The sequence below is a fragment of the Sphingobacterium sp. DR205 genome, assembly GCF_011064245.1.
Lineage (GTDB): Bacteria > Bacteroidota > Bacteroidia > Sphingobacteriales > Sphingobacteriaceae > Sphingobacterium > Sphingobacterium athyrii.
On the sequence record NZ_CP049333.1, the window covers coordinates 6,512,635 to 6,537,191 of the forward strand.

The window sequence follows — 24,557 nt, forward strand, 5'->3', positions numbered from 1 at the left end:
TTTACTTACTGGATATCTTCCTGCTAATCTTCATTTATTTAATTAGATTTTACAAAATCCTCGATCGATTGTTTCAAATATGTCGGAATCAAATAAAAGGAATAATTGTAGTCTTTTGCCGGAATTTGATATTTTCCCAATGGTTGCGATACATCTGTCCAGGTATCATTTCCGCCAATACCCATCTGTTTTAAGTCGACATTTAAAGTAATCCTATCTTCTTTCTTCAATTTAAACCAGTGTTTTGCTTCGACGATTGCTTTTTGTGAATAAGGCCAGGCACTCATATACAGCGGCTGCTCGCCGACAACCAAAACACCTGTATTTTTATTTTGAAGGTGCATCCAACGAACATCCATCCGATTTCCGTTTTCCTGTGGATAAAGATAATGCTCCATAAATTGATCGATGTTCATGTGATAAACACCGAGATCAAACCCATAGGCACGATCAGGGTAGTTTTCCATTGGACCTAGGCCATAATATTGGATGTCTTCAAATGTGGGATTGATCCCCATTTGAAGTCCTACTTTCGGAATATTAGGTAATCCAGCCTTCACCTTCAGCTGGTAATTTACCGATACAATACCTGGATTTTTAACCGTATAGATCAATTTTACCTGTGCAGAATCACCCGGAAGAACATACAATGTCTGTACTTCATAATCTTGACCTTTTTCTTGAGCGGTTACCGACACTAATTTTGGTGTGCCATACCAGTATTTTAGTTTTTTCTCCGGTTTCCAGCCCCGGCGGTCATTATCCGTACTTGGTCGTGTAAAGCTGGGTCGAATGGCATCTTTGATAATTTCTTGCCCTTTGTAATTAAACGCAGTTAAACTTCCTGTCGATTTATCAAAGATAACCTGAAATGCATTACCCGCGATCTGATACTTATCGGCAGTTTCTGTCTTGACCAATTTACTTCCTTTGTATGATAAAGGTCGCAGGGCATTAGATTGCTCCTGCAATCGGACCTGTGATGAAGACACGACAAATCCTGCCGGCGCCCATGCTGTCGCTTCCCGTAGACGGAATTGGATATCAAGCTGATATTCCTGATCTGCCAAGCGTTTGAATGGCAAAGAGGATGTGAAGCTTAACTGTGTAGAATCGCCTGCCGCCAAATCAATCGCGGATATAGGCACTTCCTTGACCAGCAGACCATTTTTGCGGAATAATAAGACAGCATTATAATGATTTAGGTTGAGCACCGCTGATCTATTTTTGATTTGTACCGTACTTTTTGCTGAATCAACTAAAGTGATCTCTGCAGGCTGATAGATTCGTTTATTCTCATACATCGCCGCTTTTGGTCGCCCCCAGGCATCGGTGATACCATTCAAACTAAAAGCGCCATTGTGTACTTTTTCGCCAAAATCACCACCATAGGCCAATACTTTACCATAAACGGAATCCTTACGGATCAATGCCTGATCTTTATAATCCCAGATAAAACCACCGATCAAACGTGGATGGGCGCGAAAGATATCCCAAAAATCACGAATATTACCAGTCGAATTGCCCATGGAATGGGTATATTCAACAAAGAGGATCGGACGATGATCGCCATTGTCCTGATTTAAGAGTAATGAGGGGGTGAAAATACCGGGATAGAATCGCGATACCATATCCACATAATATTGGTCCTTTATATTCTGAATCCGGTGCGAGTGATCGTTGGATTTTGGATAACGTGGATCCGAAGGATCAATATAGCCCGGTAACTGATGACTTCCCATGGCCGGCTCGTAATGTACAGGACGTGTAATATCAAAATCATGTATCCAAGCAGCCATAGCGGCCGTATTCGGTCCTCTCCCCGATTCATTGCCCAGCGACCAGATGATAATGGAAGGATGATTCTTGTCCCGTTCCACCATCCGTGTCACACGTTCGTTGAGCGCCGCCAGCCAAGCTGGATCGTTCATCAACTTTCCACCTAGACCATGGGTCTCCATATTTGCCTCATCCATCACCATAATACCATAGCGGTCACAGAGCTCATAGATATACGGATCATTGGGATAATGTGAGGTACGAATTGCATTAAAATTAAATTGTTTGATCTGACGAATGTCGGCTTCCATATCTTCCCGTGTCAGTGCCTTCCCGCGTTCGGGATGGTGATCATGCCGGTTGACTCCATATAAGTAGGTGGTTTTTCCATTGATCAAAAGTTTGCTGTCTTTTGGAGAAAAAGCGATACTCCGAAACCCGACTTGGCAAGTCTTCGCTTCAAGCAAGCGATTTTTCTTATCATACAGCGTCAGTACCAAGCGGTATAGATTAGGCTCTTCTGGGGACCATTTCTTTGGATTTTTGATCGTCGTTTCCAATAGACCAAACTTCACATTGTCCAATCTCGGATAGATCTCGTCAAAAATGGCTGAAGCCCCTTTTTCCAATGGTTTGTCGAGAATAGCTGTATTATTGCTATCATAAAGTTGTGCTTTGAGCGTAAAACCGCTGATGCTGTCACCCGAAAAATTATCAATTTTTGGACGCAACGAAAATTTAGCATCTTCGTAATTGGCATCTAGAGTGGCCTGCCAGTGAAAATCGGCAATACGAACCTTCGGTTCAGCCATCAAAAACACCTCGCGGTGAATGCCGCTCATGCGCCAATGATCCTGATCTTCTAGATAGGAAGCATCGCTCCAACGCAGCACCTGAACGGATATACGATTTTTACCTTTTTTAAGGTAAGGTGTCGCATTGAATTCGGACGGTAAGCAGGAGTCTTCCGCATAACCTACGTACTTGTCATTAATCCACAACTGATAGGCTGAAATAACCCCGCCGAAATGTAAGGTGATGTTCATTCCATCCCAGGATTCGGGCAATTCGAATGTTTTTTGATAAGACCCTACACCATTGTAATCTTTGGGAATGCGCGGTGGATCAATTGGGCTAAATGGATACACTGCTGAACGGTAAATGGGAATATCATAGCCCTTCATCTCCCAATTAGAAGGAACCTGAATTTTATCCCAGCCTTTGACTTCGGATAAATGAAAATCTTGAGGTGCTTCAGCCGGTTTAAAGGCAAATTTAAAATCCCATTTGCCATTTAAAAAGAGCATTCGTTTATTGCTCTGCCGATCATTCTTCAAAGCTTCTTCCACTGTCTCATAGGAATAGCCCGTCGCTCGTGAGGGATCCCGATTGATGGCGGTAATCATCGGATTTTCCCAAGGAGCAGCAATTTGTCCATTCGGTACAGGGGGAATGACTGCCGGTTTTCCGTCAACTGTCTGTGCTTGTAGCGAAGCTGCAGTCAGCAACAATAGCAAGGCAGCACTCCATTGAAACGCTGCAGTTCCTGTAGCTGATTTAATATTTATAATCCACTTCATATGCGATTCCTTTTTCCAAAACGAGCTCATAGTCGTTTCCTGAGATATGTTTTACTTGACCTTGTTTCACATGTGGAACAACCTTGCTCCGCAGTTTTAATGTCCCCGATCCAACAGGTGATTTTACCTTGATTTTGTTTTTTGATACATACAGTTCAATCTCACCCTCTGGTGTAGGTATTTTTCCCTCCATCCATGCTAAGGACGCCAAATAGGGCTTGATTTCGTACTTCGAATAACCCGCCTCTGTTGGTTGTACACCGAGATAATACTTGCCCAGCAAATAGATCGGACTTGCTCCCCAAGAGTGACAAAGGCTTTTGCCAAAATCCCTTCCATACATGGCATAATGCTCTGCTCCTTTTTTTGCTGGATTAAATTCTTCCCAGAAGGTCGTCGCTCCAAGTTTTAGCATACCGCCCCAATAGTCTTTCATTTCTTTCATCACATAGTCCTTTTCACCAAGTTCACACAAAGCTTCAAGTTCGTAGTAACGCATATAAGGTGTGGTAATCTGTTGTACTTGATCATTTAACAAGACATTTGCTTTCACGCCAGCCTGCTGCTGTTCGTTCAGATAATTAAAGAAAATCGCAAACATATTGCTGTAGCGTGTCACGTTATCGGTTTGCTTACCATCAATACGACTATGTGCAAAGGCTTTTTTCTGATCGTTCCAATAATAGGCAAAGAGCTTATCTTTGAGTTGTTGAGCTTCTTGTTGATAGTGTTGGTTGTCTTTCGGCTCGCCAACCAAATCGGCACACATCGCCATGGTCTCGAGACTACGGCACAGCAATAATTGTTCAAAGCTCACTTCCCCTTGCTTGCTTAGACCTTCGGCCCAGTCAATAAATACCCAATCGCCAGCTAAACCTTTCATCAAACCATCGCTATTTCTTCTATCCAAACAAAACTGCATCAGACTTTTCATACGTGGATAGATGCCTGCTATAAATTCCTTATCACCGGTATAACGGTAATAATCTGCGATACTCAAAAACCAATAGAAAGTATAATCCATAATGGTGTTGATGTGGCTGATCGTAGGCTCCTTACCCCGTAACGCTAAAATGGTTCTTTTGACGGACTCGGAATCAAATCCCAAATAGTAATTCATCGCATAAGATTGATAGGCATCACCGCTCCAGATCCACCGATCACGCTTGATACCGTCAATGAAAAACTCACGTGTGGTTAATTCCATGGTATATTTGGCTACATCCCATATCTTGTTTAATTCATTATCTGAACTACGAAAGAATCCGCGATCTGCAACTGGTAGGTATTCGTATTGCATGGATACCTGATCGAACTTGACTGTTCCTTCGGGTTCTAAGTAAACAAAGCGGAAGGCTTTTGATAGATCGAGTGTACTGTCCTGTGGTTGTTGGTTGTGTATCTCAAGTAAATCGATAGTCTCACTGGTTTTCGTCGAAAGTGCTTCCTCTCGGGATTCGCCATAATAGATGTTCAGGCGACCTGTCCCCACCAGCTTATGCAGGGTAAGAAAACCAAATGTATTTTTTCCGAAATCGACCAAGATACCTTTGCCTTGTTTTTCTTGCGAAAGTGCCTGTTGTGGTTTCACAGGCAATTTAAACTTGGATGGTCGAGCTGTTGGTCCGTTAAAGTTCCATTTACCAGCTTTGACATAGGTTGTCCCGGATTGATCAGACGCTTTACCTGTCTCATCAATCCATTCCTTATCTTCATACGTTGCGTTCCAATCGCTATCTGTTGTTACATTTTTCCCTGCAACATACAGCGCGGGAACATTTCCTTGATTGTAAACTTTAATATTGATTTTTTGCTTTCCCTTTTGAAGCTTCACTTTAGCAGGTGCCCCTGGAAGCATTTTTCCGTTGATCTTGACATTATACTTGCCTTCGGCATAAATGCTGATTTCTTCATCAGCAGGCAAATCAAATTCTTTACTGAACTCGACAAGCACATAGTGACTGTCCATTTTCCAAAAAGGCGGAAAAAATGTACCTCTTTCCGTCCGGCGATTTTGCATATCGTTGCTTAACCAGACTTCATAATCTCCCGGATACCAGATCCAGGTACTTGCCTGTTGTGCAAATGCTGTCGTTGCTGCAATTAAACAACCTACAATTAAAATAATTTTATTCATATTCGAATCATTGTTAATCAATTCACTAACACCGAAACCAACGTTAACTTCGGCGATATACGTGTTTTTCACTAGTAAAACACGCGCTATATTTTTTTCAATTGCTCACTAAAATACACGGTGAGACACAACTTAGGCTTTTGCCGGTTTATATCCTTTCAGTGCAAACCATAAAATAACAAGATAGCAGATGAAGGGTACACTATAGCCTAGCTGGGTATTGTCATGTGCGGAATCGATAATAATCCCGTTCAGAAATGGGAACAACGCTCCGCCGACAATGGACATGATCAACCAAGAAGAAGCTTGTTTCGTTTCGTTGCCGAGACCTGCAATACCAAGAGAGAAAATCGTCGGGAACATAATTGACATAAAGAAACCTAATCCACCAAGTGCATACAAAATGACCATACCTGTTCCCGAAATGGCTACCCCTGCCAATACTGCGCAGCAAACAGCATAAATGGCCAACAAACGCTGGGCCGTGGTATAACGTAACAATAGCGTTCCAACGAAACGTCCGCCCATAAAGAGCAGACCATATATGCCAAGGAAATACCCCGCAGTCTTCTCATCGACACCAGCCCCCTGTTGCGCCATACGAATAAAAAAACTGGTCACACAGACCTGAGCTCCGACATAAAAAAATTGTGCAATCACCGAAAAGCTCAAATGTCTATGTCGAAGTACAGCAAATAAGCCCCTTTTTTGCCCGGCGTTTCCCTCCGTCTTTTCACCCTGAATTTCGGGGAGTTTTACAAATAAAAAAATCAGTGCCACCCCCAGCAAGATCAAGCCCAAGGTTAAATAAGGCATTTTTACGGAAGATGCTTCATGAAGCAGGTACGTTAACCGATTGCTCTCCGTCATAGCCGCCAGTTCCGTTTCTGAATAGCTCGTCCCCGACAAAATAAAGGTGGTACCTACAACCGGAGCGACCATTGCCGCCAATCCATTAAAGGAGGCCGCCAAATTAAGCCGATGTGTTGCTGCTTCGGGCTTACCCAAAACTGCAGCATAAGGATTAGCCGCTGTTTCCAATAAGGCTAGTCCACAACCAATAATAAATAATGCCAGCAAGAAGAGCTCATACATACGGTGATCTGCCGCGGGGATAAATAGAAATGCACCTAGGGAGAAAGTAACCAGCCCAATAATAATAGACAGTTTATACCCCCATTTGCGCAAAACATAACCCGCCGGCAGTGCCATAATGAAATAAGCGAAGAAAACTGAAGTATCAACCAGTGCTGACTGGCTATTATTCAACTGACAGGCTTTTTTCAAATGCGGGATCAGAACGCCATTTAAATTATGGGCCATACCCCATAAAAAAAACAGACTGACGATCAGAATAAACGGAAGCAGATACCCCTTAGTAGAAGCTGCCCCGGTTAACTTGATCGGTTTTTTTGTACCAATTTCCATGTGATGATAGGTTAAATTGAAGCTTCCTTGCGTTTTGCCAATAGGATATGGTCTGCGACCAACACCACCACACCATGTTGATTGATAATTTCAACATGCTCAACTACGGTACCGAACTCAGGCTTTTTTGCATCGGATTTTTCCGAAATAGTCACCTCAGCGTGGATGGTATCGCCAATAAATACGGGCTTGACAAAACGAAGGCGATCGTAGCCTTTGGAAAATGCTTCCGGGTTAATGACTGAGGCCGTCAGTCCGATACCAATCGCAAAGATCATTGTTCCGTGCGCAATACGTTGTCCAAAGGGTTGGGTCTTGCACCATTCCGCATCGAGGTGATGGGGGAAGAAATCGCCTGTATGTCCGGCATGAACAACAAAATCTGTTTCGGTAATCGTGCGGCCCAATGTTGTCCGTTTATCGTTTAATATATAATCTTCAAAAAAAATAGATTCGAAATGCATAATTTAATTTATTATTGGTTTTAAGGCTTTGTTTCTTTATCCTTTTGCTATCGGTTGCCCCCCTTGGGCACTGCTTTGATAAGCAGCCTCTACGACGGCCATGGTATGGATTACATCTTCAACCGCAGCTGGTAATACCGCTATTTCACCCAGTTTAAAACGCATCAGGCTACCCATACTGCCGATGAAAGCATCAGGAAACCAAGTTCCCTCGATCGGGTAAGCCACCCATTCCGGTTGGCTGCCATCTGTTGGCTTAATACAATATTCAAATACATCGGATACCCCATGCGGATAATCCATCAGCAAACCCATCGTCGCTTTGATAGCCCCCTTGGTACCTTCCCATTTGATATAACTTTCCTCATGTTTTGGCCCAAATTCATGGTCATGATTGGTATTTACAACAGCGTGTAGTGTGTCTCCATAATCAAATAGCAAGGTCGTCCTGCTGGATGATAAGGCTTTGGCTGGGTGTTTCAATGTTTTTGCATACACCGACTGTGGATCGCCTAAAAATGAGCGGATCAAATCTATATAATGAACACTGTGATACAGAATTTCTAAGCGTGGGTGTACCATCACATGCGGAAAAAGCTGCCAAGGTGTATGTACCGATACCCGTACTTCCATATCATACAGTTCACCAATATGGCCTTGGTCGATCAACCAGCGTGCGGCATTGACAAAGGGTGCCTGACGAAGCTGACAGTTGATCGCAGCAACCAAGCCCTTACGTTGACAGACTTCTAATATCGCCTGACTATCTGCATAATAATCACCCATTGGCTTCTGAATCAATACAGCCGCGCCATGAGGTAATGCCTCCAAGGTTTCGATAAATTTATTGGGCATAATGGTTACATCATAAACCGCATTTTCGGGAGCCTGTGCGACGGCATCTTCCACCGTATCGTAAACATGTGGAATACCAAATTCTACTGCCAACGCTTCTGCTTTCGCCTTTGTACGATTGACAATACCATGCACATGAAAGCCTGCTTTACGATAAGCCGGGAGATGCGCATCTTTCACTATACCACCTGCGCCTATAATAATAATCGGCAGAGCAGTCTGGGGTAAAATCGTTTTATAAGGGATATCTATCATAACCATGCATTTATTTTTTCCTGTGCTTTTGTTAATAAAGAAAGACTACTTTCATCAGTCTTAATCGCAGCTATTACAGTATCGTCGATGATATGTGCAATCTGCGGCCAGTTGGCCAAGCGCGGTAATGTACGTGCAGTATCGTGCAATTCAGCCAATTTATTATAAAAGGGTATCATCTGATTGATTTCGGAATCATACCAAGTGGAGTAACGACAGCCTACTCCTCCTTCGACAGTGAGGAGCTTATCTTGTTGGCGTCCGACTGCAAAACGTATAAAGTCATAAGCCAACTGCTTATGACAACTACCTTCTGGAATTGCATACAACCAATACACATTTAATGAGGGAGACATTCCTCCTTCTGCTGAAGGAATAGCTGCTACATCCACCTTACCTTTTACGGCCGAGGCGGTATCAATCTGTGCCCAGGATGCAAAACCAAACCAATTGACCATCATAGCGACTTCACCCCGCGCAAAGGCGGCGCCCGCCTGCACAGATTCATAATTGACCGATTCGGGGTGCAATCCCCTACTCTCTTTAAATAACCCTCTATAAAAATCCAATGCTTCTACAGCCAATGGCTGATCCAGCTTAACAGGTATCTCTCCTTGCTGCAAATCGCCTCCACGGGACCAAAGTTGAATACAGAAATCGAATACCGCATTGTGTCCATCCGGATAACCGGCAAATACGGTTCCGTACAGGTTATCTTCAGGCCGCGTAAAAAATGCTGCAACAGTCAAAAAATCAGCCCAGGTTTTTGGAATTGCCAAAGGTTTTCCGTAGCGTACCTGAAAACGCGTCTGTTCCTGCGAATCTTCAAATAAATCTCTTCGAAAGACTAGGCATTCGGGACCATCATGAAAAGGCAAGCCAAATATTTGCTCGTCAAAACGTTGTAGAACTTGTAAGCTTTCTGGCCAAGCCCCTTTCAGGTCTTCCGGTGGATTTTGCACGATCATACTATCCAGTGCCGACAAACCCTCGGTTTCATAGGCACGTGCAACCCAATCGGTATTGATGTGAATGATATCCCAATCGCCATTATTAAGGCCTTTCTTTTCAAAGAAAGCTGCTGTTAATTCCTCTAAATCCAGCGGAACAAACTCCATCTCCACATCCGATGGATATACCTCCTGATAAGCTGCCCAACATTTCTCCATGGCACGCTCAAAGGGTTCAAATTTCCGGACAGCAAAACGTAACTTATCCATACAGTTCCTCCAATATTTTAGCTGTGTGCTCACCAAGTTTGGGCGAACCTTTTGTGGCGGTCAACCGCTCGCCATCGATGCGAATAGGACAACGGGTGGTCTCATAACGGAAGCCATCGCCCATCGTTACTTGCTGTAGCATGTCTAATATTTTAAAAGCATTATGTTCGGTCAGACGACGCCAATCCAAGACATCGGCGCACCAGATATCCGCTGCTTCCAGTATCTCCAGCCAATGTCCAGTACCTGCTGTCGTCAGGTGCTCGGCTAAAATGGCCTTAATGGTATCTCTCTCCCGAAAAGCTTGCTCCCCGTCAGCAAAAACTTCTAACTCCTTACAATTCAACAGTTTACTAAGAAAAGGAATAGAACCCATCGCAAGGGCCAGAAAACCATCCTGTGTACGATACACCCCATAAGGTGCTGCCAAATATGCATGTGCATTGCTCACTTCGCTACGTTGTGGCAACAATTTGCCATCACGAAAATAGGTTGTGACGGCCTCAAACTGTATATCCACAGCAGAATCCAACATGCTGACATGAACATGCGCTCCTATCCCTTGCATCGCTCGACGGTACAGGCAGGCCAATACGGCACTACATAGATTGGATCCGGCAAACATGTCCACAACGGAAAGTCCCATGGCTACTGGACCATTATTTGCATCGCCACTCAACCAAGTCATCCCGGTAAGCGATTGCAATAATAAATCCTGACCAGGCCGCTTCACCCAGGGTCCTTCTTTTCCATATCCCGAGATCTCTCCATAAATCACCGTCGGATTGATCTCTCGGACACCTGCATAGTCAAAGCCCAAACGTTCCATGACACCTGGACGAAAATTATGCAACACCACATCTGCCCGCGCAATTAAATCATGTATAATCTGTTTGTCGGATTCGCTTTTCAAATCCAATACGATACTTTCTTTATTCCGATTAATGGCATGAAACACCGTTGAAGTACCGTTCAGTATCGTGTCAGAAGTATATAGTTGCCTGCAAATATCACCTGTTTCTGGTTTTTCTATTTTTATAACCCGCGCGCCTAAGTCAGCCAGCCGTAAACTCGCTAATGGGCCGGATAAAAATTGACTAAAGTCGATTACGGTATAACCTGCTAGTGGTAACATATTAATTTTCTAAATAATCATGAACAATTGATGCCGTATGCTGGCCCACTTTGGGTGCAGGTTTATCCGCATATAAACGCTTTCCATCGATCTGGTAGACGCTACGGGTGGTAGTCAGTTGGGTGCCATCTTGTAAAGTGAGTTCCTGCAACATCCCCGATTCCTTAAAACCTTGTTCCTCGAAGAAACGATGATAATCGTTTACCACGCCACACCAAATCCCTTCGGTTTCCAAACGGGATATCCACTCACACGTTGTCTTTTGACACAATACCCTAGCAAATTCTTGAAGTATTTCGTCACGTCGTGAAAACCAAGTTGAAGCATCTTGATAGGGCTCGCGCGATAAACCTATAGTTTCTGCAATATGTGCTACATTGCCCATGGCCAAAGCTAGATAGCCATCTAGGGTTTTGTAGAGCCCATAAGGCGCACTTAAATAGGCATGACCAGCTCCTCTAATCGTCGATCGTTGAGGCAACTTGCGGCCATCGTTGACATGTGTGGTCAGCATTTCAAACTGCATATCCAACACAGATTCTAGCAAACTGACTTCAACAAGAGCTCCCTGTTGGGTACGGGCGCGTTTCAACAATGCCGCCAATATACCTTGTGTCAGATGTGTAGCACAGTACATATCCACCACGGCCAATCCAAAAGGGACCGGCCCATCCTGCGCACAGCCCGATAACCAAGAAAGTCCCGACAGCGATTGCACGAGTAAATCCTGCCCTGGCTTTTTAGCCCATGGTCCTTCATTGCCGTAACCAGTCACCGTGGCATAGATCATTTTTGGATTAATTTTCTGCACGCGCTCGTAATCCAAACCGATCTTTTCCATGACACCGGGGCGGAAGTTATGTGTCATCACATCTGCCTGGCGGATTAATTTCCTAATATTTTCCAGGTCGTTTTCATCTTTCAAATTGGCTGCATACGATTCTTTATTTCTGTTGATGGTATGAAAGACTAGGCTACTCTCATCTACAAAAATATTTTTAATCGCAATCTGCCGCCCTCCTTCGCCGGCACCAGGACGCTCGATTTTAATGACTCGTGCACCGAGATCCGCCAAACGCAGGCCAGCGGTTGGTCCAGCCATAAATTGTGAAAACTCAAGGACCAAAAGTCCTTCCAGTGGTTTATTATCCATTGTCTTCTTTGTTCACTAATGATTCTCTGTACATCACATTCATTTTTTCCAATACTGCATGTTCGTCACCGCCTTCTCTGAGGTATTTAACTACAATATCACCAGCATGATCTTGAAAATAAAGATGTCCGTCATAACGCGGGCGCAAATAAGCACGCTCCAAAGTGGGTAGTGTACTGCTGAAATAATTGGTTGTAACGGCATTTACCTGCTCATTTTTCCAAGCACATAGATGTCCTGGCTGGCCACCATTTTCGACATATAGCGTTTCCTGAACTTCCGGTGTCGCGACAAATCGCGCATAATCCATGGCCACATCTATATGCTTGCCCTGTGAGGATACTGCCAGTCCCGCTCCACCAAGTGTGCTAATCATAGGCGTACCATTTAATGACACTAAATCATGAAAATGCAACACCTTACGTGCATAACCTGCCCGAGCGTAATTCGAATAACCATAGGCAAATGGACAGTAAGCAATTTCATCACGCTGAGTCATTTCTTCAAACACCTTAAATGGATTTTTATCATAAAATCCAGCATCCAGTTCATCCGCAAGTGATTTGAATATTTTTAGCACTTGCACCCCGGCCGCATCGCTGATTACTTTTTCGTCCTGTTGGCAAGGCTCTTCTCCCAAAGAGCAACAAAGACCATAAAAGTGCATCAAAGAATCAATCGGCAATAGTGAAAATCCAACCCGCCCCACTTTAGCTAAAGCCAAAACGTCTTCGAAGGTACGGGGGAGCGCTATACCTAGAGACTGTAAAATATCTGGACGGCTTGCAGCCACCGGTGTTGCAGCATCCGTAGCCAATGCCCATTGCTTGCCGAGAAAGTTATAGCTTTCATGGGATTTCCCGACACTATTAGCACGCTGGTCGGCCAAAAAATCTGCAGATAGGTAATCATCAAATGGAGCAAGCATCCCTTTCGCAGCTGCATGTCCAGTCCAAGGGTGATCTATGACCAATAGATCATACTCCTTGGCTAAATCCGTCACCGACTTATCAGCAAATTCCTGCAAAGTCCGTTTTGTCCAGACAATCTCTACTTCGGGATGTAATTCTTCATAACGTTGTGCCGTTGCAACCATCGGTACAAAACCTCTGGTATGCCCCCAGGTAATCCCCTTTAACCGGATTTTCTCTGTCATTGTATTCATGTATTATTTTATGTAGTCTTGCGGAGAGACTTATCAACCATTTTTACTATTTGATTACCAACCTTAAAATTATTCCGATCTCCAAAAACAGCAAAACATGACATTGCAGTTGTAACTATTTTCCCTATTCTTCTTGCCCTTCCAGGCACGATAATATTGCCTAGGCAACGCAGTACTATAATCTAATGTTGGTATTAAATGTGTTTATAATCTTTTTCCCTTCTAATGCTTTTTCACAAAGAAAAAGCGGCCTATAATATTCAAATATAAATACAATATTTGAATATAAAAATTTAAGCTCTTTTTTCGAATAGCTAAAAACGTCTCTTCAAATACTTTTTCTATCTTTAGCCCGATCATTTGTAAGCAAAACATTTTATGACATCAAATAGCTCCGATAAATATAAAGCGCCAGCGCTCGAAAAGGGATTGCAGATCCTTGAATTTCTGGCCTTACAAGCAACAGCGCAATCCCAATCTGAGATCGCTTTGGGCTTGCATCGAAGTCCCAATGAAATCTATCGCATGCTTGCATCACTGGAGTCCAACGGTTACATTCATCGTGACCCAATTTCATCCAAATATTCGCTTTCACTGAAATTATACTATCTTTCGCACCGCCATTCCTTTGTAGAGAAATTACGGGCAACCTCGTTACTACCGATGCAGGATACGTCCAACGAAATCAAAGATCCCTGTCACCTCTGTGTTATCTACGACAATCAGGTGATGGTCATCGCTTACGCCAGAGGTTCCTCGCCCATCAGCATCGTTGTTGAAGAAGGCAAATTGTACAGTACTTCACAAACGGCTTCAGGCAAGCTCCTTTTAAGTTTTTCCGAAACTGAAAAAAGAAAATCCATTTTAGAAGCCGATCCGTATTACTGCAGCTTAAAGAAAGCTGAACGTCAGCAATTTGACAGCGACCTAGCCGATATCAAACGCAAAGGCTTTTATGAAATGCCAAGCGCATATGCGGAGGGCATCATCGATATTTCTGTTCCCATCGGAACCAGCGAAACAGGCATCATCGCCTGCCTCACGGTTTCAAAGCTGGTCCGACGTCAAACGGGTCAGAATATGCCGACCGAAGCTATCGTTGATAGCTTAAAAAAATGCCGATCACAAATTGAATCCAATCTCGGATTAACTTGACCAAAGCTATTTAAAGAACATATATAAGGCAATCATCACAATAAAAAGGGCTATCCAGGCAGCCTTTACCCGGACAGTCGGCTTCTCGATTTTAATCTGGAAGCTATCCTTATGTTCCAGTTCATACCTGGATTTGGGTACCAACAGACTGACGGCAATGCCGATAAGCAGTAGGGCGGTAAACAAACCAAAGGATAGCATCAGATAATGCGGCCAAAACGAGTAAACATCTTTTGGAAAAATCCAGAGATAACATACACCTGTCGCCAGGCTCAGTACTGCGCCAAAAGTTAAAATCGTATTGATTGCTGCTCGATTGGTTCTTTTCCACAACACGGCCATTAGAAAAGCAACAGCTAAAGGTGGCGCAATAAATCCAAGAATAGACTGAAATACATCGAAAAGATTGAGTCCTTTAATCTGATCAATCGCCAGCGCGACGAAAACTGAAGCTAGACAGCCTATGATGACCGTATAACGCCCTATTTGGGTTATTTGCTTATTGGTCGCATCCGGCCGGATATGCTTTAAGTATATGTCCATGGTGAAAACGGTACTCAAAGAATTGAGCGAGGAACCAATGGTACCAACTAATACAGCAATTAACACCACAATTACCAATCCATTCAGACCAGTAGGAAACAGGTTGGTCACCATGGTCATGTAAGCAAGTGACGGGTCTTTAAGTCCCGGAAATAAAACCGAACAGATGATACCGGTCAGGATAAACAGCGGCAAGGAAAGTATCTTGAGCCAAGCGATAAAATTAATTCCCAGTTGCCCCTGTTCGAGATTCTTTGCCCCCAAAACTGATTGTACCATGGCTTGATCCGTACAGAAAAAAGCGATGGCGGCCACGGGGTATCCCAATGCAATGGCATACCAGGGATAATCGGGATCACTTGCCGGTCTGATCAACGACCAATAATTGTCGGGGGTCTGTTGCATTAAAGAACTTATGCCACCGATTTTGGAAAGTCCCAGAAAGGTCAAAAAGGCCGACACGGCGATGAGCAAAATCATCTGGAAGATATTGATCTTAGCGACTGTTCTTAATCCTCCAGTATAAGCAAACAAACCCGCCAGGGCAACGAGTACAGTAACCGACTGCCACATCTGAATTCCCAAAATCTGACGTACTAAAAATCCACCAGCAAACAGTCCCAACGACAACCATGAAATGAGCATTTTTACCAATGAATACCAAGCCAGAATAGTTTGCGTATTTGGACCGAACCGCTTGCCCATAAATTCGGGTAGGGTACGCACACCTGTCGCAATATAACGAGGGGCAAACAGCACGGCCAATAAGAATAAATAAATAAACGCATACCAGTCGAAATTGACGGCAACAATACCGGTCGTATAGCCGACTGTCGCAAAGGCCAGCAACATGGATGGTCCGACATTTGTCGCCCACATATTGAATCCAATACTGTACCAGTTTAGGGATTTCCCGGCTAAGAAGTGTTCCGCTCCTTCAGTCTTTTTACGTGACGATATAATGCCTATTGCCAGCAGCGCCACCAAATAGACGACAACAATGCAGTAGTCATAAATAGTTAATTTGTCTAAAATCGAGTTCATCTTCCCAAATTCAAGTCAACTCCAAACCTCGCCAATAATTCTTTCGGGCGAACGGGTTTTCCGGTTGTTAAAGATTCATCCATCGCTTGCAGTAAAGCAATGGTACCTATACCCTCTTTCATGTCAGGAAATGCTTCTTCTCCAGTACGGATGGCCTTTGCGAAGTGCTCCAGGTAATTTTGATATTCACCGGCATGATGACTTTTTCCTTCAAAACGGAAGTAATGCTTTAGTTTATGCTCCCAAGTCAGCATGCGTTCTTCGCCCGTTTTATCTGTAATTGCATACCGGAGATCCATATAATCCGCCTGACTAGCACCTTCAGTTCCCCGTAAAATGCAGCTCATCTCACTATCCCGTGTGACAGGCTGCACAGGCCCAGTATACGCACCACTTACTCGGGCTACACGGCCATCTTCGGCTTTGAAAATAAAATGCATGGTGTCTGGATTTTGAAGCCCTCCTTTTTTTCCGTTGGCGCTCAGCATGCCATATCCCATCACCTCTTCAATATTCGGAAGATACCAGCGGATAAAATCAACCGGGTGACTCAGCCCACCGTAAAGCCATTTGAAGGAAGATTGTAAAGACCAAGGCTTCTCCAGAAACCAGCGGTGATCAGCATGATAATAGCCTTCGATGGTAATCAACTCACCGATCAGCCCGGCTTCAAAATCTTCTCTTTGTTTCTTCACTGGTTCAAAAAAACGTGAACTCTGACCGACAAATACACGCTTATTTTTCCGAGCTGCGAGTTCCAATAAAGCATTGGCATCGGCCAGATTATCAATAAATGGCTTGGTACAGATGATATGCTTGTCATGTTCCAAAGCCAGCTGTATATGTTTTGCGTGAAGATGATCTGGTGTGTAAATTGCGATGGCTTCAATACTATTGTCATTGAGCATAACCTGATAGTCATTGGTATAATTATGAAAATCAAATTCCTTCATCCGCTTACGTCCCAGTTCCTCATTGAGATCACAGACTTTGACCAACTCGATGTGAGGGCTTTGCAAGGCTGCAGACATCGTACTCCGGCCTTCTCCGAGCCCTAAAATCCCTAATTTTAACTGCTGTATATTTTCCATTTTATTGTTTATAAAAAATCCATGTTTCATTCACTCCCGTTCCGGGAATACCTTCCTGATAGGTTCCCATAAGTTTGTTCCACTCCATAACCCGTGGATTGTCCCTGGTCGTCAGCTGATCGATTGTTTTAAAATCCCGCCCTTTTGGAAAAGAAATATATAACATAAGCTGTCTTCCATTACGGTAGACCAATACCTCGTCAAAGCCGGCTTTGCAGAACCCTGCTGCAACTTCGGGCCATTCTTTAGTTTGATTTTTATGGGCTTCGAAATAAGCCTCCTGTTTCGATTTATCGTCCACCAGTTGTGCAGTAAGTAAAACAAAATCGATATCTTTCACTTTCTCGGCTCCACAGTTGCTCCGATCGAACGTATAAAATAGATCATTGAACAACTTATAAGAAATTGCCGGATAATTGGCTACCCAAGCACTCGATATTTTCTTACCGATCTCATCATCTGTCATCAGTAAGATGTAATCCTTCCAGCGATATACCTGGCTGCTATCGGCTCCTTGTTTAGCAAAAAAATCTTTGATTTCAGTCAGTTCAAGCTGCTTTTTTACATCATGGATCTGGAAAAATACAGGTTTGGTAAAAGGAGTATATGTATTGAAAGCTACATTTTTGGGTATTGATCGTTTTTCAGACAATAAATAGGCATAACGTGGACCGATACCAGCTTCTTCTTTGACCCTGGCATCCGCCTCGGGCCCATTCTTTATCCACTCAACGCTCGGACCATTGGCATTTCGCAATATTTTATTGGATGGGAACCAGTTGTTGCTAACATTCATATAGGCTGAGCCTTCATCGGTATAGAGATAAAACCAATGTTCAGGAATATGCGCATAAGGCGACACATAGATACTGTCGATATAATTTTCCTGAATTTTTGTTCCGGGCTGAGCCGATAAGGTGTAAATACCGGCTACATCATACATGTATTTGCCATAACGTGTGATCTTATTTTTGAAAACACGATTATTACGCATAGCATTGACTGTCGGTGTCCAGCCCCAGCCCAAGCTAATGCCTGTGTACGGAAGATCAAGCAATTCATTATTTGTAATAGCTACATTGCGGACAAAACCAGCGCCAATCCCTACTGTTCCCCAATCCTCATTCCCAATATCTTGGATTAGATTATTGCTGACCACAACACCATCTGTCAAGATACGCTCGTCGCTGGGCTGAAAAGGCAGATGTGCTTCAACCTCCTCATCTGAAAACTGACCGAGCAGTACACCCGATCCGCCGATCTCCTGAAATAGATTTCCAATTAGACTATCCTTCAGGTTGCCCTGCCGATAGTCAATGCCTGTTGCAGCCAAATGGGAAAACCGGCAAGCTGAAATATTGGTAAAGGCCGTATGGCTAAGTATGACTGCCGCTTGTGGCCGGCCCAGCCAGGCCTGATTCTCCAATCCCGCTTTATCAGCTGTTCCGGGTTTAGTGAGCTTATAGGCATCTAAAAAGTACATACCCGCCTGCAAGGCAACATGTCCATAAAAATGTGGCCTTAACCAGGAACTGTGCTGAAATTGTATGCCCTCGACATGGACATGCTGTACTGGTGACTCCAGAGTCCCTTGCATGGTCAGTATGGTTTCCAGATAAGGAGCAACCACCTGTAGACGGTTTATATTTTCATCTGGTCTTTTGTAATAATAAACTTTATGCTGTTCTTCATCCAAAAACCATTCTCCGGGCTGGTCCAAAAATTCAAGGGCATTGACAAGACGAAATGCCGAGTTGCCATGTTCTTTGGACAACCAAGGCTTAGGCCAGGGATGTTCATTTTGGATTTTGCCTTCCGGTTCATGAAAAAATAGTGTAGTACTATCTTTTGTAACTACCGTCTCACGAACCCGGAGCTGCGCTATTGCCCACCACTGATGGATGAAAAACTCCATACCGGCCTTATAGGCAAACCTTTTCGGCAACACGTTCGGAATGACGGCCGCTTGTTTTTGAAAATCCCAATTGATGATCCGGGGCAAGTGGGCATCATCGTGACTTTCGGCACGGATTGCTTTACGTGAACCAACCCACAATTGACGGAAAGGGAAATACTTTCCTCCGGACTGAGGGGCATCTGCCACCACGATATGCTTAGCAATAGTAGGATCCAATCTCTTTTCACTTTTTACTTGCCGCCAGTCTGTAACAGAAATCCCGCCCGAAAATATGGCTTCGTTGCCTACCGCTTTTATCCATGTCGGACTTTCGGCTGTTCCGCTATCTTCCGGACGGACGAAGATCGTCTGTGTGGGTCGATAAATACCATCCTGAATCCAGATGGTAATGCCATGCAACGTGCGCGGATCGTTTAATCGTCGCCATTCCCTAGCCTCACGCAGGGCATCCTCCAAACATGAAAATGGAGCTCCCTGGGTGCCATCCCGTTGTTCCTTGTTGCTTTGTTTACCCACATAGATCTCGCCTCGCTGAGCTGAGAATGCAGCTAGCGAAAAAACTATAAGAACCCATATGAGAATTGTCTGCTTCATCTTTAAATAATTTTAAAATATCATAATACTTCGTTTCTGCTTGGCTTATAGCCTTATAACAATGCTATTAATAGCCATTGTTCTGAAGAAATTCACCGGGGTTACTAATGGCGTCCATCTGCCCTTGCGGAATTGGCCGAAGGCCGTGTACACCATCCTTAAAATATTGTCCGACATCAGGATTGACCGCCATCAAATAAGACCGGTTCAATTTGCCCATGCGTTTCAAGTCATACCAACGTGTATACTCGCCGCACAGTTCACGAGCACGCTCATCAAGTATAAACTGGGCAGTGATATCTCCAGCAGTAATCTGCTTCGCCCCTACCCGGTCGCGTAATACATTGATGTAGTTAGCGGCTGTTCCATTTGCACCATTTAAGTGAAAGGAGGCTTCGGCGGCAATGAGGTATACTTCTCCCAAACGCATAACAGTAGCATAAGCATCGCTGGTAAAGCTGTTTGCCTTAGGACTGATTAACGAGCCTGAATTAAATTTCACCAAGGATGGATAGAAACCAATAAACGGGTTGTCCACCTGCCCAGGTTGCTGATTAGTCCTTGTATATTTCATTTTCACCTTGTTATCAGCACCATATACATCTTCCAGGTCAAGCCAAATGTAATGTTGTTGAAATTGCATCTTTTTTTCTTCCGCATAACCAGTCTCTCCCTCACGGGAAACTTTGAGCGCTAAGGCTCCTTTCGGGAGGTTAGTTCCTACAGCAACAGCATTTGCATCACGATCGAACTGCACAATGGCATCCCTGCTCCAATTGTAATCAGCATTGGAAAGCCACTGCGTCTGGAAAGAAATTGCATATCTTGGATCTAAGGTATTATCATCATTTTTAAATACATCAAGCAGGTATTTAGTCGGCATAAATGTTCCTCCGGACCATCGGCCAATTTCGGTTTGAAATCCGGCGGACTGTATCGCTCCAAAGGTCGTAGGCGTACAATAGAACCGTTTAAAATCATTGTTGTGATCGTATACGTTGGTGGATCCATACTCCTGAGAATAAGGAATCTGGTAAAGCGCTTCGGCGTTTTTTTTGTTATTTACCGCATTAAAATTATCTATAAAGGAGGCATACAGGCGTACATTATAGGCTGCCTGATTATCAATCAATTTTTTTGCCGTCTGCAATGCTTCCTCTAGATATTGATTGGTATTATATTCTTTTGTCTGCAAACAAACCTTGGCCAATAGACCCAATGCAGCTTTCTGACTTGGTCGCCCGGCTTCTGTAGGCCCTACAGGCAAGTGCTCTGCCGCAAATCTCAGATCGGGCAGGATACATTTTTCATAAATTTCCAACACAGGTGTACGTATGGCGGCAGTATTGGCTGTAGTTGTCTCCGTGAGATTGAGCGGACAAGGACCAAACTGTTCGACCAAATGGAAATAATACAATCCTCTTAAAAAATAAGCTTGGGCAACTTTTTCCAGTTTTTCCTGCTCACTGGAAAAATCTTTGACCTGATCCACTCTACCGATGACGATGTTGCAGTAATTGATAGCATCATAAGCACCATTCCAGTAATCCTTAGCCATGTTAATGTCCATCGAAGCATTGGAGGCATATTTTAAATAATTTTGGTTGTTATTTGAATTGAGATCGGAAGTCCATAAATCTGTTCCTCCTTCGGTAACAAGTAAGAAGTTTCGCCCATAGAAATAACGTGGCAAATCAAAATAACAGCTATTGATTAGTTTATCGAAACCGGCCTTATTTTCTGCGACTTTATCCACAGTGACCCCTGAGGGATTATATTCATCAAGACCACAGGAATTTAGAAAAAGACCAGCACATAACAGTATATTAAAATAGTTGATTTTCATAACATATTGGCATTAAAAAGTAACATTCAATCCGACAACAAACTGCTTGGTTAACGGAAAATTATCCGAACCGTTGGATTCGGGATCCTGATACTTTAACAAGTTGCTTTTCGTAAAGATGAACGGATTGTTAGCGGTTGCATAAAAACGGAAACGTTCCATAGAAAGCCGCTTAATAAATGATTTCGGCAAACTATAGCCCAAGGTGATATTTCGAATCTTAAAATAGGATCCATCCACGTATTTCAACGCATCAAACCCGATATAACCACTGGTCGAGGAATGTAATCCTGGTCTTGGCAAATAAGCGCCTGGATTTTCTGGCGTCCAATAATCTATATCGTCGGGACTATTTCCGACACCTGTTGTCGGATCGTAACGTGTGATCAAGTTATTGGACAGCATCTGTCCCCATCTTGCCGTTAAAAAGACCGAAAGGTCCCAGTTTTGATACTTGAAGTTATTCTGAAATCCACCAGTCCATTTCGGAACCGCAGATCCAAGAATACGTTTATCTTTGGCTCCATAGGCATGCGTACCATCTTCATTGACCGTACCATCGGTGGCTAACTTGATATCACCCGGTTTAGAATTGAATAAGGCTGCCTGCTCCGCTTCACTTTCCTGCCAGATACCGAGGTATTGATAATCAAAAAACGTTTTGATCGGCTGATTTAGAAATAGGTTATTTGAAATCAGGTCTTTCCCCCCCGGTAGTGAGGTCACACGTTCTTTATTCGCCGCAAAAGTCAATGTTGAATTCCAGATAAAACGATCTCCCTGAATATTTTTTGTATTTAATGCGAGTTCAAAACCCCTATTGTTTGTTGCACCAATATTCTGCCACATCTTGAAAGGGGCACCCCAGGAGCCGCCCAATGAAGCTGGCATATCTCTTAGAAAGAGTAGATCCTTCGTTTCAGTATTATACCAATCAATGGTCAGGTTGGCTCGCTGGTTCAAAAATTGCGCATCGAGACCAATATTTGTCGTATACGACTTCTCCCAGCCCAGGTCCCTATTCGCCAGTTGTTGATTCAGAATAAAGGCCGGGCCGAGCGTACTTTCACCAAAACCTACCGGCTTAGGTGCATTATATCCCCCTGCTTGCGTACCGTACGCCCCCACACCACCAGAATTACCAGTGATACCATAACCCGCGCGTAGCTTTAACTCCGATATTTTGCTTTTCAATGGCGCAAAGAACTGCTCGTCGCTCAGACGCCAGGCAAAAGCTCCTGCTGGAAATACATCCCATTTGTTGCCTTCGGATAATCGAGAAACACCATCCCAACGGCTGGAAATGGATAGCAAGTACCGCCCTTGATAGTTATAGTTGATCCGGCCTACATAAGACATTGACTGTGAACCTATATAAGAAGAGCGGATTACAGACGTTGTGGCCGCACTCAGGTTGTGGAAAGAATAGGAGTCGAGGTCGAATCCCGATCCGCCCGCATAGGCCTGTTCCGCTTGGTTTTTTGACCATGATGTGACCCCAGTCAGCGCAAAATGATGATCTTCACGTAGGTTAAATTCATAATTCAGGATATTTTCCCAACGGTAGTTGTAATTTCTGTCATTGATGATAACAGCTGCAGGCAATTTGAATCCAGCCTCGGGATTTGCAATTGACTGCGAGCCAAAATATCTTCCCGTCCGTTGAGAGCCAATCGTCGCACCAAAAATTGAACGAAAGGAAAATCCTTTGACCGGCGTAAAATCAAGATAGGCATTGCCCGCAAAATAATTGTTCAGGATATTATTTTTATACTGATCCTTGATCTGATCGGATAAAGGATTGGTGACTCCGTCCACTGGAATATGATTGATATTACCGTCGGCATCAAAAGCATCACCTAAAGGCAAAAAGGTCAAACTGTTACCGAATACATTTTGTGCAGCCTGGTTATTATCCTTATACGTATACTGTAAATTCGTACCTACTTTAAACAAGTCAGAGAGTTTATGATCTATATTTGCTCTTACTGCGTACTTTTTACTATTATCATTTTTGATAAGGCCTTCTTCATCGTTATAGTTGAGGGACAAAAAAGCTTTTGTTTTTTCATTCCCCCCGTTCACTGAAAAGCTATAGTTCTGCTGGATTCCGTCTTTTAAGACCAGGTCCATCCAGTCTACCCATTTGTCATTTTCATAAGCCTCCAACTGTGCAGGATTTTTAAAAATATTATTGGCAAATTCCGGATAGTTACCATGCTCACCCCGATAGGCTTCCCTTTTCAGTTTCATATAATCGTCTCCCAGCAATCCATGGGGATATTTGGGGAATCCATTATAGCCAAAATAGGAATCAAAATTCACAATCGCTTTACCGGCTTTGCCCTGTTTTGTCGTAATAATAATTACACCATTTGAACCTGCTGAACCATAGATTGCCGTAGATGAGGCATCTTTCAGAATGTCTATGGATTCGATATCGCTGGGATTTAGACTCGTAAAATCCCCTGGAATACCATCAATAATATAGAGCGGGTTATTATCACCACTGAAAGACCTGTTTCCCCGTAGGCTCGCCCCGACATTGGCTCCTGCACGTCCGGATGATTTAGTGATATCTAGACCGGAGACCTTTCCCTGAAGGGCGTCCATCACATTGGCCGTTGGCGTCATCATAATCTCTTCGGATTTAACGGAAGCTACGGCGCCGGTTAGATCCCGACGTTTGGCCGTACCATAACCGATGACCACGATTTCCTCCAGTGCTTGATCATCTTTTCTTAATACAACATTGGCACTATTCCCAACTCTTACTGTTAATAAACTTTCCGAATAGCCCACCGAAGTGATTTTGATGGTGCCACTTTCCCCTGTTATTTTAAGTGTAAATTCTCCCGTCGCGTTGGAAGAGGTAGACTGCGTCGAGTTGACCACTGCTACAGTAGCGCCAACAATAGGATTTCCCTGCTCATCCGTAACTCTACCTTTTATTTCTTTTTCCTGATTTACCGTGACTTTATAAAGCGAAGTGGCATGTAACGCAGCATTGGAAATCAATGGACTTCCGAGTATAAAACTGCTGCAAAAGAGCATTAACATCGGATACTTTGAACCGGAAGCAGTTGCCCCCAATGTCATTTTTCCGAGATTAATCTTGTTTTTGTTCATAGTTGAGTTATTAGATTTAATTTGTTCAATATGGTTATTATTTTACTGTCTATTTAGCTGTTCATT

The 24,557-nt window shown here is 43.6% G+C and carries 15 protein-coding genes; 1 reads left to right on the forward strand and 14 read right to left on the reverse strand.

The window, feature by feature from the left end; genetic code table 11:
• Window positions 1-38 precede the first annotated feature (38 nt).
• The 9 genes from G6053_RS27600 to G6053_RS27640 form a co-directional block, all read right to left on the reverse strand.
• On the reverse strand, window positions 39-3,359 hold the full coding sequence (locus G6053_RS27600) for a glycoside hydrolase family 2 TIM barrel-domain containing protein (RefSeq protein ID WP_165309216.1): 3,321 nt from the start codon (window positions 3,357-3,359) through the stop codon (window positions 39-41).
• Window positions 3,337-5,496 carry a trehalase family glycosidase gene (locus tag G6053_RS27605; RefSeq protein ID WP_165309217.1) on the reverse strand — a complete coding sequence of 720 codons (2,160 nt, stop codon included), beginning with the start codon at window positions 5,494-5,496 and terminating at the stop codon, window positions 3,337-3,339. The genes G6053_RS27600 and G6053_RS27605 overlap by 23 nt, the downstream gene beginning before the upstream one ends.
• A 132-nt stretch (window positions 5,497-5,628) precedes the next feature.
• A complete protein-coding gene (gene fucP, locus G6053_RS27610) occupies window positions 5,629-6,924 on the reverse strand; it encodes an L-fucose:H+ symporter permease (protein ID WP_165309218.1) in 1,296 nt (431 codons plus the stop codon).
• Between the two features lie 11 nt (window positions 6,925-6,935).
• Entirely contained in the window at window positions 6,936-7,388 is a 453-nt protein-coding gene (locus G6053_RS27615; RefSeq protein ID WP_165309219.1) for a MaoC/PaaZ C-terminal domain-containing protein, read from the reverse strand.
• 36 nt (window positions 7,389-7,424) lie between these two features.
• Window positions 7,425-8,498 carry a Gfo/Idh/MocA family oxidoreductase gene (locus G6053_RS27620; RefSeq protein ID WP_241254864.1) on the reverse strand — a complete coding sequence of 358 codons (1,074 nt, stop codon included), beginning with the start codon at window positions 8,496-8,498 and terminating at the stop codon, window positions 7,425-7,427.
• Complete coding sequence (locus G6053_RS27625; protein WP_165309220.1) at window positions 8,495-9,718, reverse strand: extracellular solute-binding protein; 1,224 nt, start codon at window positions 9,716-9,718, stop codon at window positions 8,495-8,497. Before G6053_RS27625 ends, G6053_RS27620 begins: the two co-directional genes overlap by 4 nt.
• Window positions 9,711-10,853 carry a CaiB/BaiF CoA-transferase family protein gene (locus tag G6053_RS27630; RefSeq protein WP_165309221.1) on the reverse strand — a complete coding sequence of 381 codons (1,143 nt, stop codon included), beginning with the start codon at window positions 10,851-10,853 and terminating at the stop codon, window positions 9,711-9,713. The genes G6053_RS27625 and G6053_RS27630 overlap by 8 nt, the downstream gene beginning before the upstream one ends.
• A 1-nt stretch (window position 10,854) precedes the next feature.
• Window positions 10,855-12,006 carry a CaiB/BaiF CoA-transferase family protein gene (locus G6053_RS27635; RefSeq protein WP_165309222.1) on the reverse strand — a complete coding sequence of 384 codons (1,152 nt, stop codon included), beginning with the start codon at window positions 12,004-12,006 and terminating at the stop codon, window positions 10,855-10,857.
• Window positions 11,999-13,171 (reverse strand): extracellular solute-binding protein, encoded by a 1,173-nt coding sequence (locus tag G6053_RS27640; RefSeq protein ID WP_241254865.1) that lies wholly within the window; start codon window positions 13,169-13,171, stop codon window positions 11,999-12,001. The genes G6053_RS27635 and G6053_RS27640 overlap by 8 nt, the downstream gene beginning before the upstream one ends.
• Before the next feature lie 378 nt (window positions 13,172-13,549).
• Between G6053_RS27640 and G6053_RS27645 the strand changes: the two genes are divergently transcribed.
• Window positions 13,550-14,326: a helix-turn-helix domain-containing protein gene (locus tag G6053_RS27645; RefSeq protein ID WP_108634914.1), complete on the forward strand. Its 777-nt coding sequence runs from the start codon at window positions 13,550-13,552 to the stop codon at window positions 14,324-14,326.
• A gap of 6 nt (window positions 14,327-14,332) precedes the next feature.
• On the opposite strand, the gene G6053_RS27650 is transcribed toward G6053_RS27645, so the two are convergent.
• The 5 genes from G6053_RS27650 to G6053_RS27670 all read right to left on the reverse strand — a co-directional run bounded on the left by G6053_RS27650 (window position 14,333) and on the right by G6053_RS27670 (window position 24,491).
• Complete coding sequence (locus tag G6053_RS27650) at window positions 14,333-15,913, reverse strand: sodium/solute symporter (protein ID WP_108634913.1); 1,581 nt, start codon at window positions 15,911-15,913, stop codon at window positions 14,333-14,335.
• Window positions 15,910-17,004 (reverse strand): Gfo/Idh/MocA family oxidoreductase, encoded by a 1,095-nt coding sequence (locus tag G6053_RS27655; protein ID WP_165309224.1) that lies wholly within the window; start codon window positions 17,002-17,004, stop codon window positions 15,910-15,912. Before G6053_RS27655 ends, G6053_RS27650 begins: the two co-directional genes overlap by 4 nt.
• Window position 17,005: 1 nt before the next feature.
• Window positions 17,006-19,516, reverse strand: coding sequence for an L-rhamnose mutarotase (locus tag G6053_RS27660; RefSeq protein ID WP_165309225.1), 2,511 nt, complete (start codon window positions 19,514-19,516; stop codon window positions 17,006-17,008).
• Between the two features lie 67 nt (window positions 19,517-19,583).
• Window positions 19,584-21,362 carry a RagB/SusD family nutrient uptake outer membrane protein gene (locus G6053_RS27665; RefSeq protein ID WP_165309226.1) on the reverse strand — a complete coding sequence of 593 codons (1,779 nt, stop codon included), beginning with the start codon at window positions 21,360-21,362 and terminating at the stop codon, window positions 19,584-19,586.
• 12 nt (window positions 21,363-21,374) lie between these two features.
• Window positions 21,375-24,491, reverse strand: a complete 3,117-nt coding sequence (locus G6053_RS27670) for a TonB-dependent receptor (RefSeq protein ID WP_241254866.1) — start codon at window positions 24,489-24,491, stop codon at window positions 21,375-21,377.
• Between the last annotated feature and the right edge of the window lie 66 nt (window positions 24,492-24,557).

What these genes read in the sequence shown, in the direction of transcription:
- G6053_RS27640 (WP_241254865.1), bottom strand. Translation starts at nt 13,171, where the DNA reads ATGAATACAATGACAGAGAAAATCCGGTTAAAGGGGATTACCTGGGGG.
- G6053_RS27655 (WP_165309224.1), bottom strand. Translation starts at nt 17,004, where the DNA reads ATGGAAAATATACAGCAGTTAAAATTAGGGATTTTAGGGCTCGGAGAA.
- G6053_RS27605 (WP_165309217.1), bottom strand. Translation starts at nt 5,496, where the DNA reads ATGAATAAAATTATTTTAATTGTAGGTTGTTTAATTGCAGCAACGACA.
- G6053_RS27600 (WP_165309216.1), bottom strand. Translation starts at nt 3,359, where the DNA reads ATGAAGTGGATTATAAATATTAAATCAGCTACAGGAACTGCAGCGTTT.
- G6053_RS27635 (WP_165309222.1), bottom strand. Translation starts at nt 12,006, where the DNA reads ATGGATAATAAACCACTGGAAGGACTTTTGGTCCTTGAGTTTTCACAA.
- G6053_RS27630 (WP_165309221.1), bottom strand. Translation starts at nt 10,853, where the DNA reads ATGTTACCACTAGCAGGTTATACCGTAATCGACTTTAGTCAATTTTTA.
- G6053_RS27670 (WP_241254866.1), bottom strand. Translation starts at nt 24,491, where the DNA reads ATGAACAAAAACAAGATTAATCTCGGAAAAATGACATTGGGGGCAACT.
- fucP (WP_165309218.1), bottom strand. Translation starts at nt 6,924, where the DNA reads ATGGAAATTGGTACAAAAAAACCGATCAAGTTAACCGGGGCAGCTTCT.
- G6053_RS27665 (WP_165309226.1), bottom strand. Translation starts at nt 21,362, where the DNA reads ATGAAAATCAACTATTTTAATATACTGTTATGTGCTGGTCTTTTTCTA.
- G6053_RS27650 (WP_108634913.1), bottom strand. Translation starts at nt 15,913, where the DNA reads ATGAACTCGATTTTAGACAAATTAACTATTTATGACTACTGCATTGTT.
- G6053_RS27620 (WP_241254864.1), bottom strand. Translation starts at nt 8,498, where the DNA reads ATGATAGATATCCCTTATAAAACGATTTTACCCCAGACTGCTCTGCCG.
- G6053_RS27625 (WP_165309220.1), bottom strand. Translation starts at nt 9,718, where the DNA reads ATGGATAAGTTACGTTTTGCTGTCCGGAAATTTGAACCCTTTGAGCGT.
- G6053_RS27615 (WP_165309219.1), bottom strand. Translation starts at nt 7,388, where the DNA reads ATGCATTTCGAATCTATTTTTTTTGAAGATTATATATTAAACGATAAA.
- G6053_RS27660 (WP_165309225.1), bottom strand. Translation starts at nt 19,516, where the DNA reads ATGAAGCAGACAATTCTCATATGGGTTCTTATAGTTTTTTCGCTAGCT.
- G6053_RS27645 (WP_108634914.1), top strand. Translation starts at nt 13,550, where the DNA reads ATGACATCAAATAGCTCCGATAAATATAAAGCGCCAGCGCTCGAAAAG.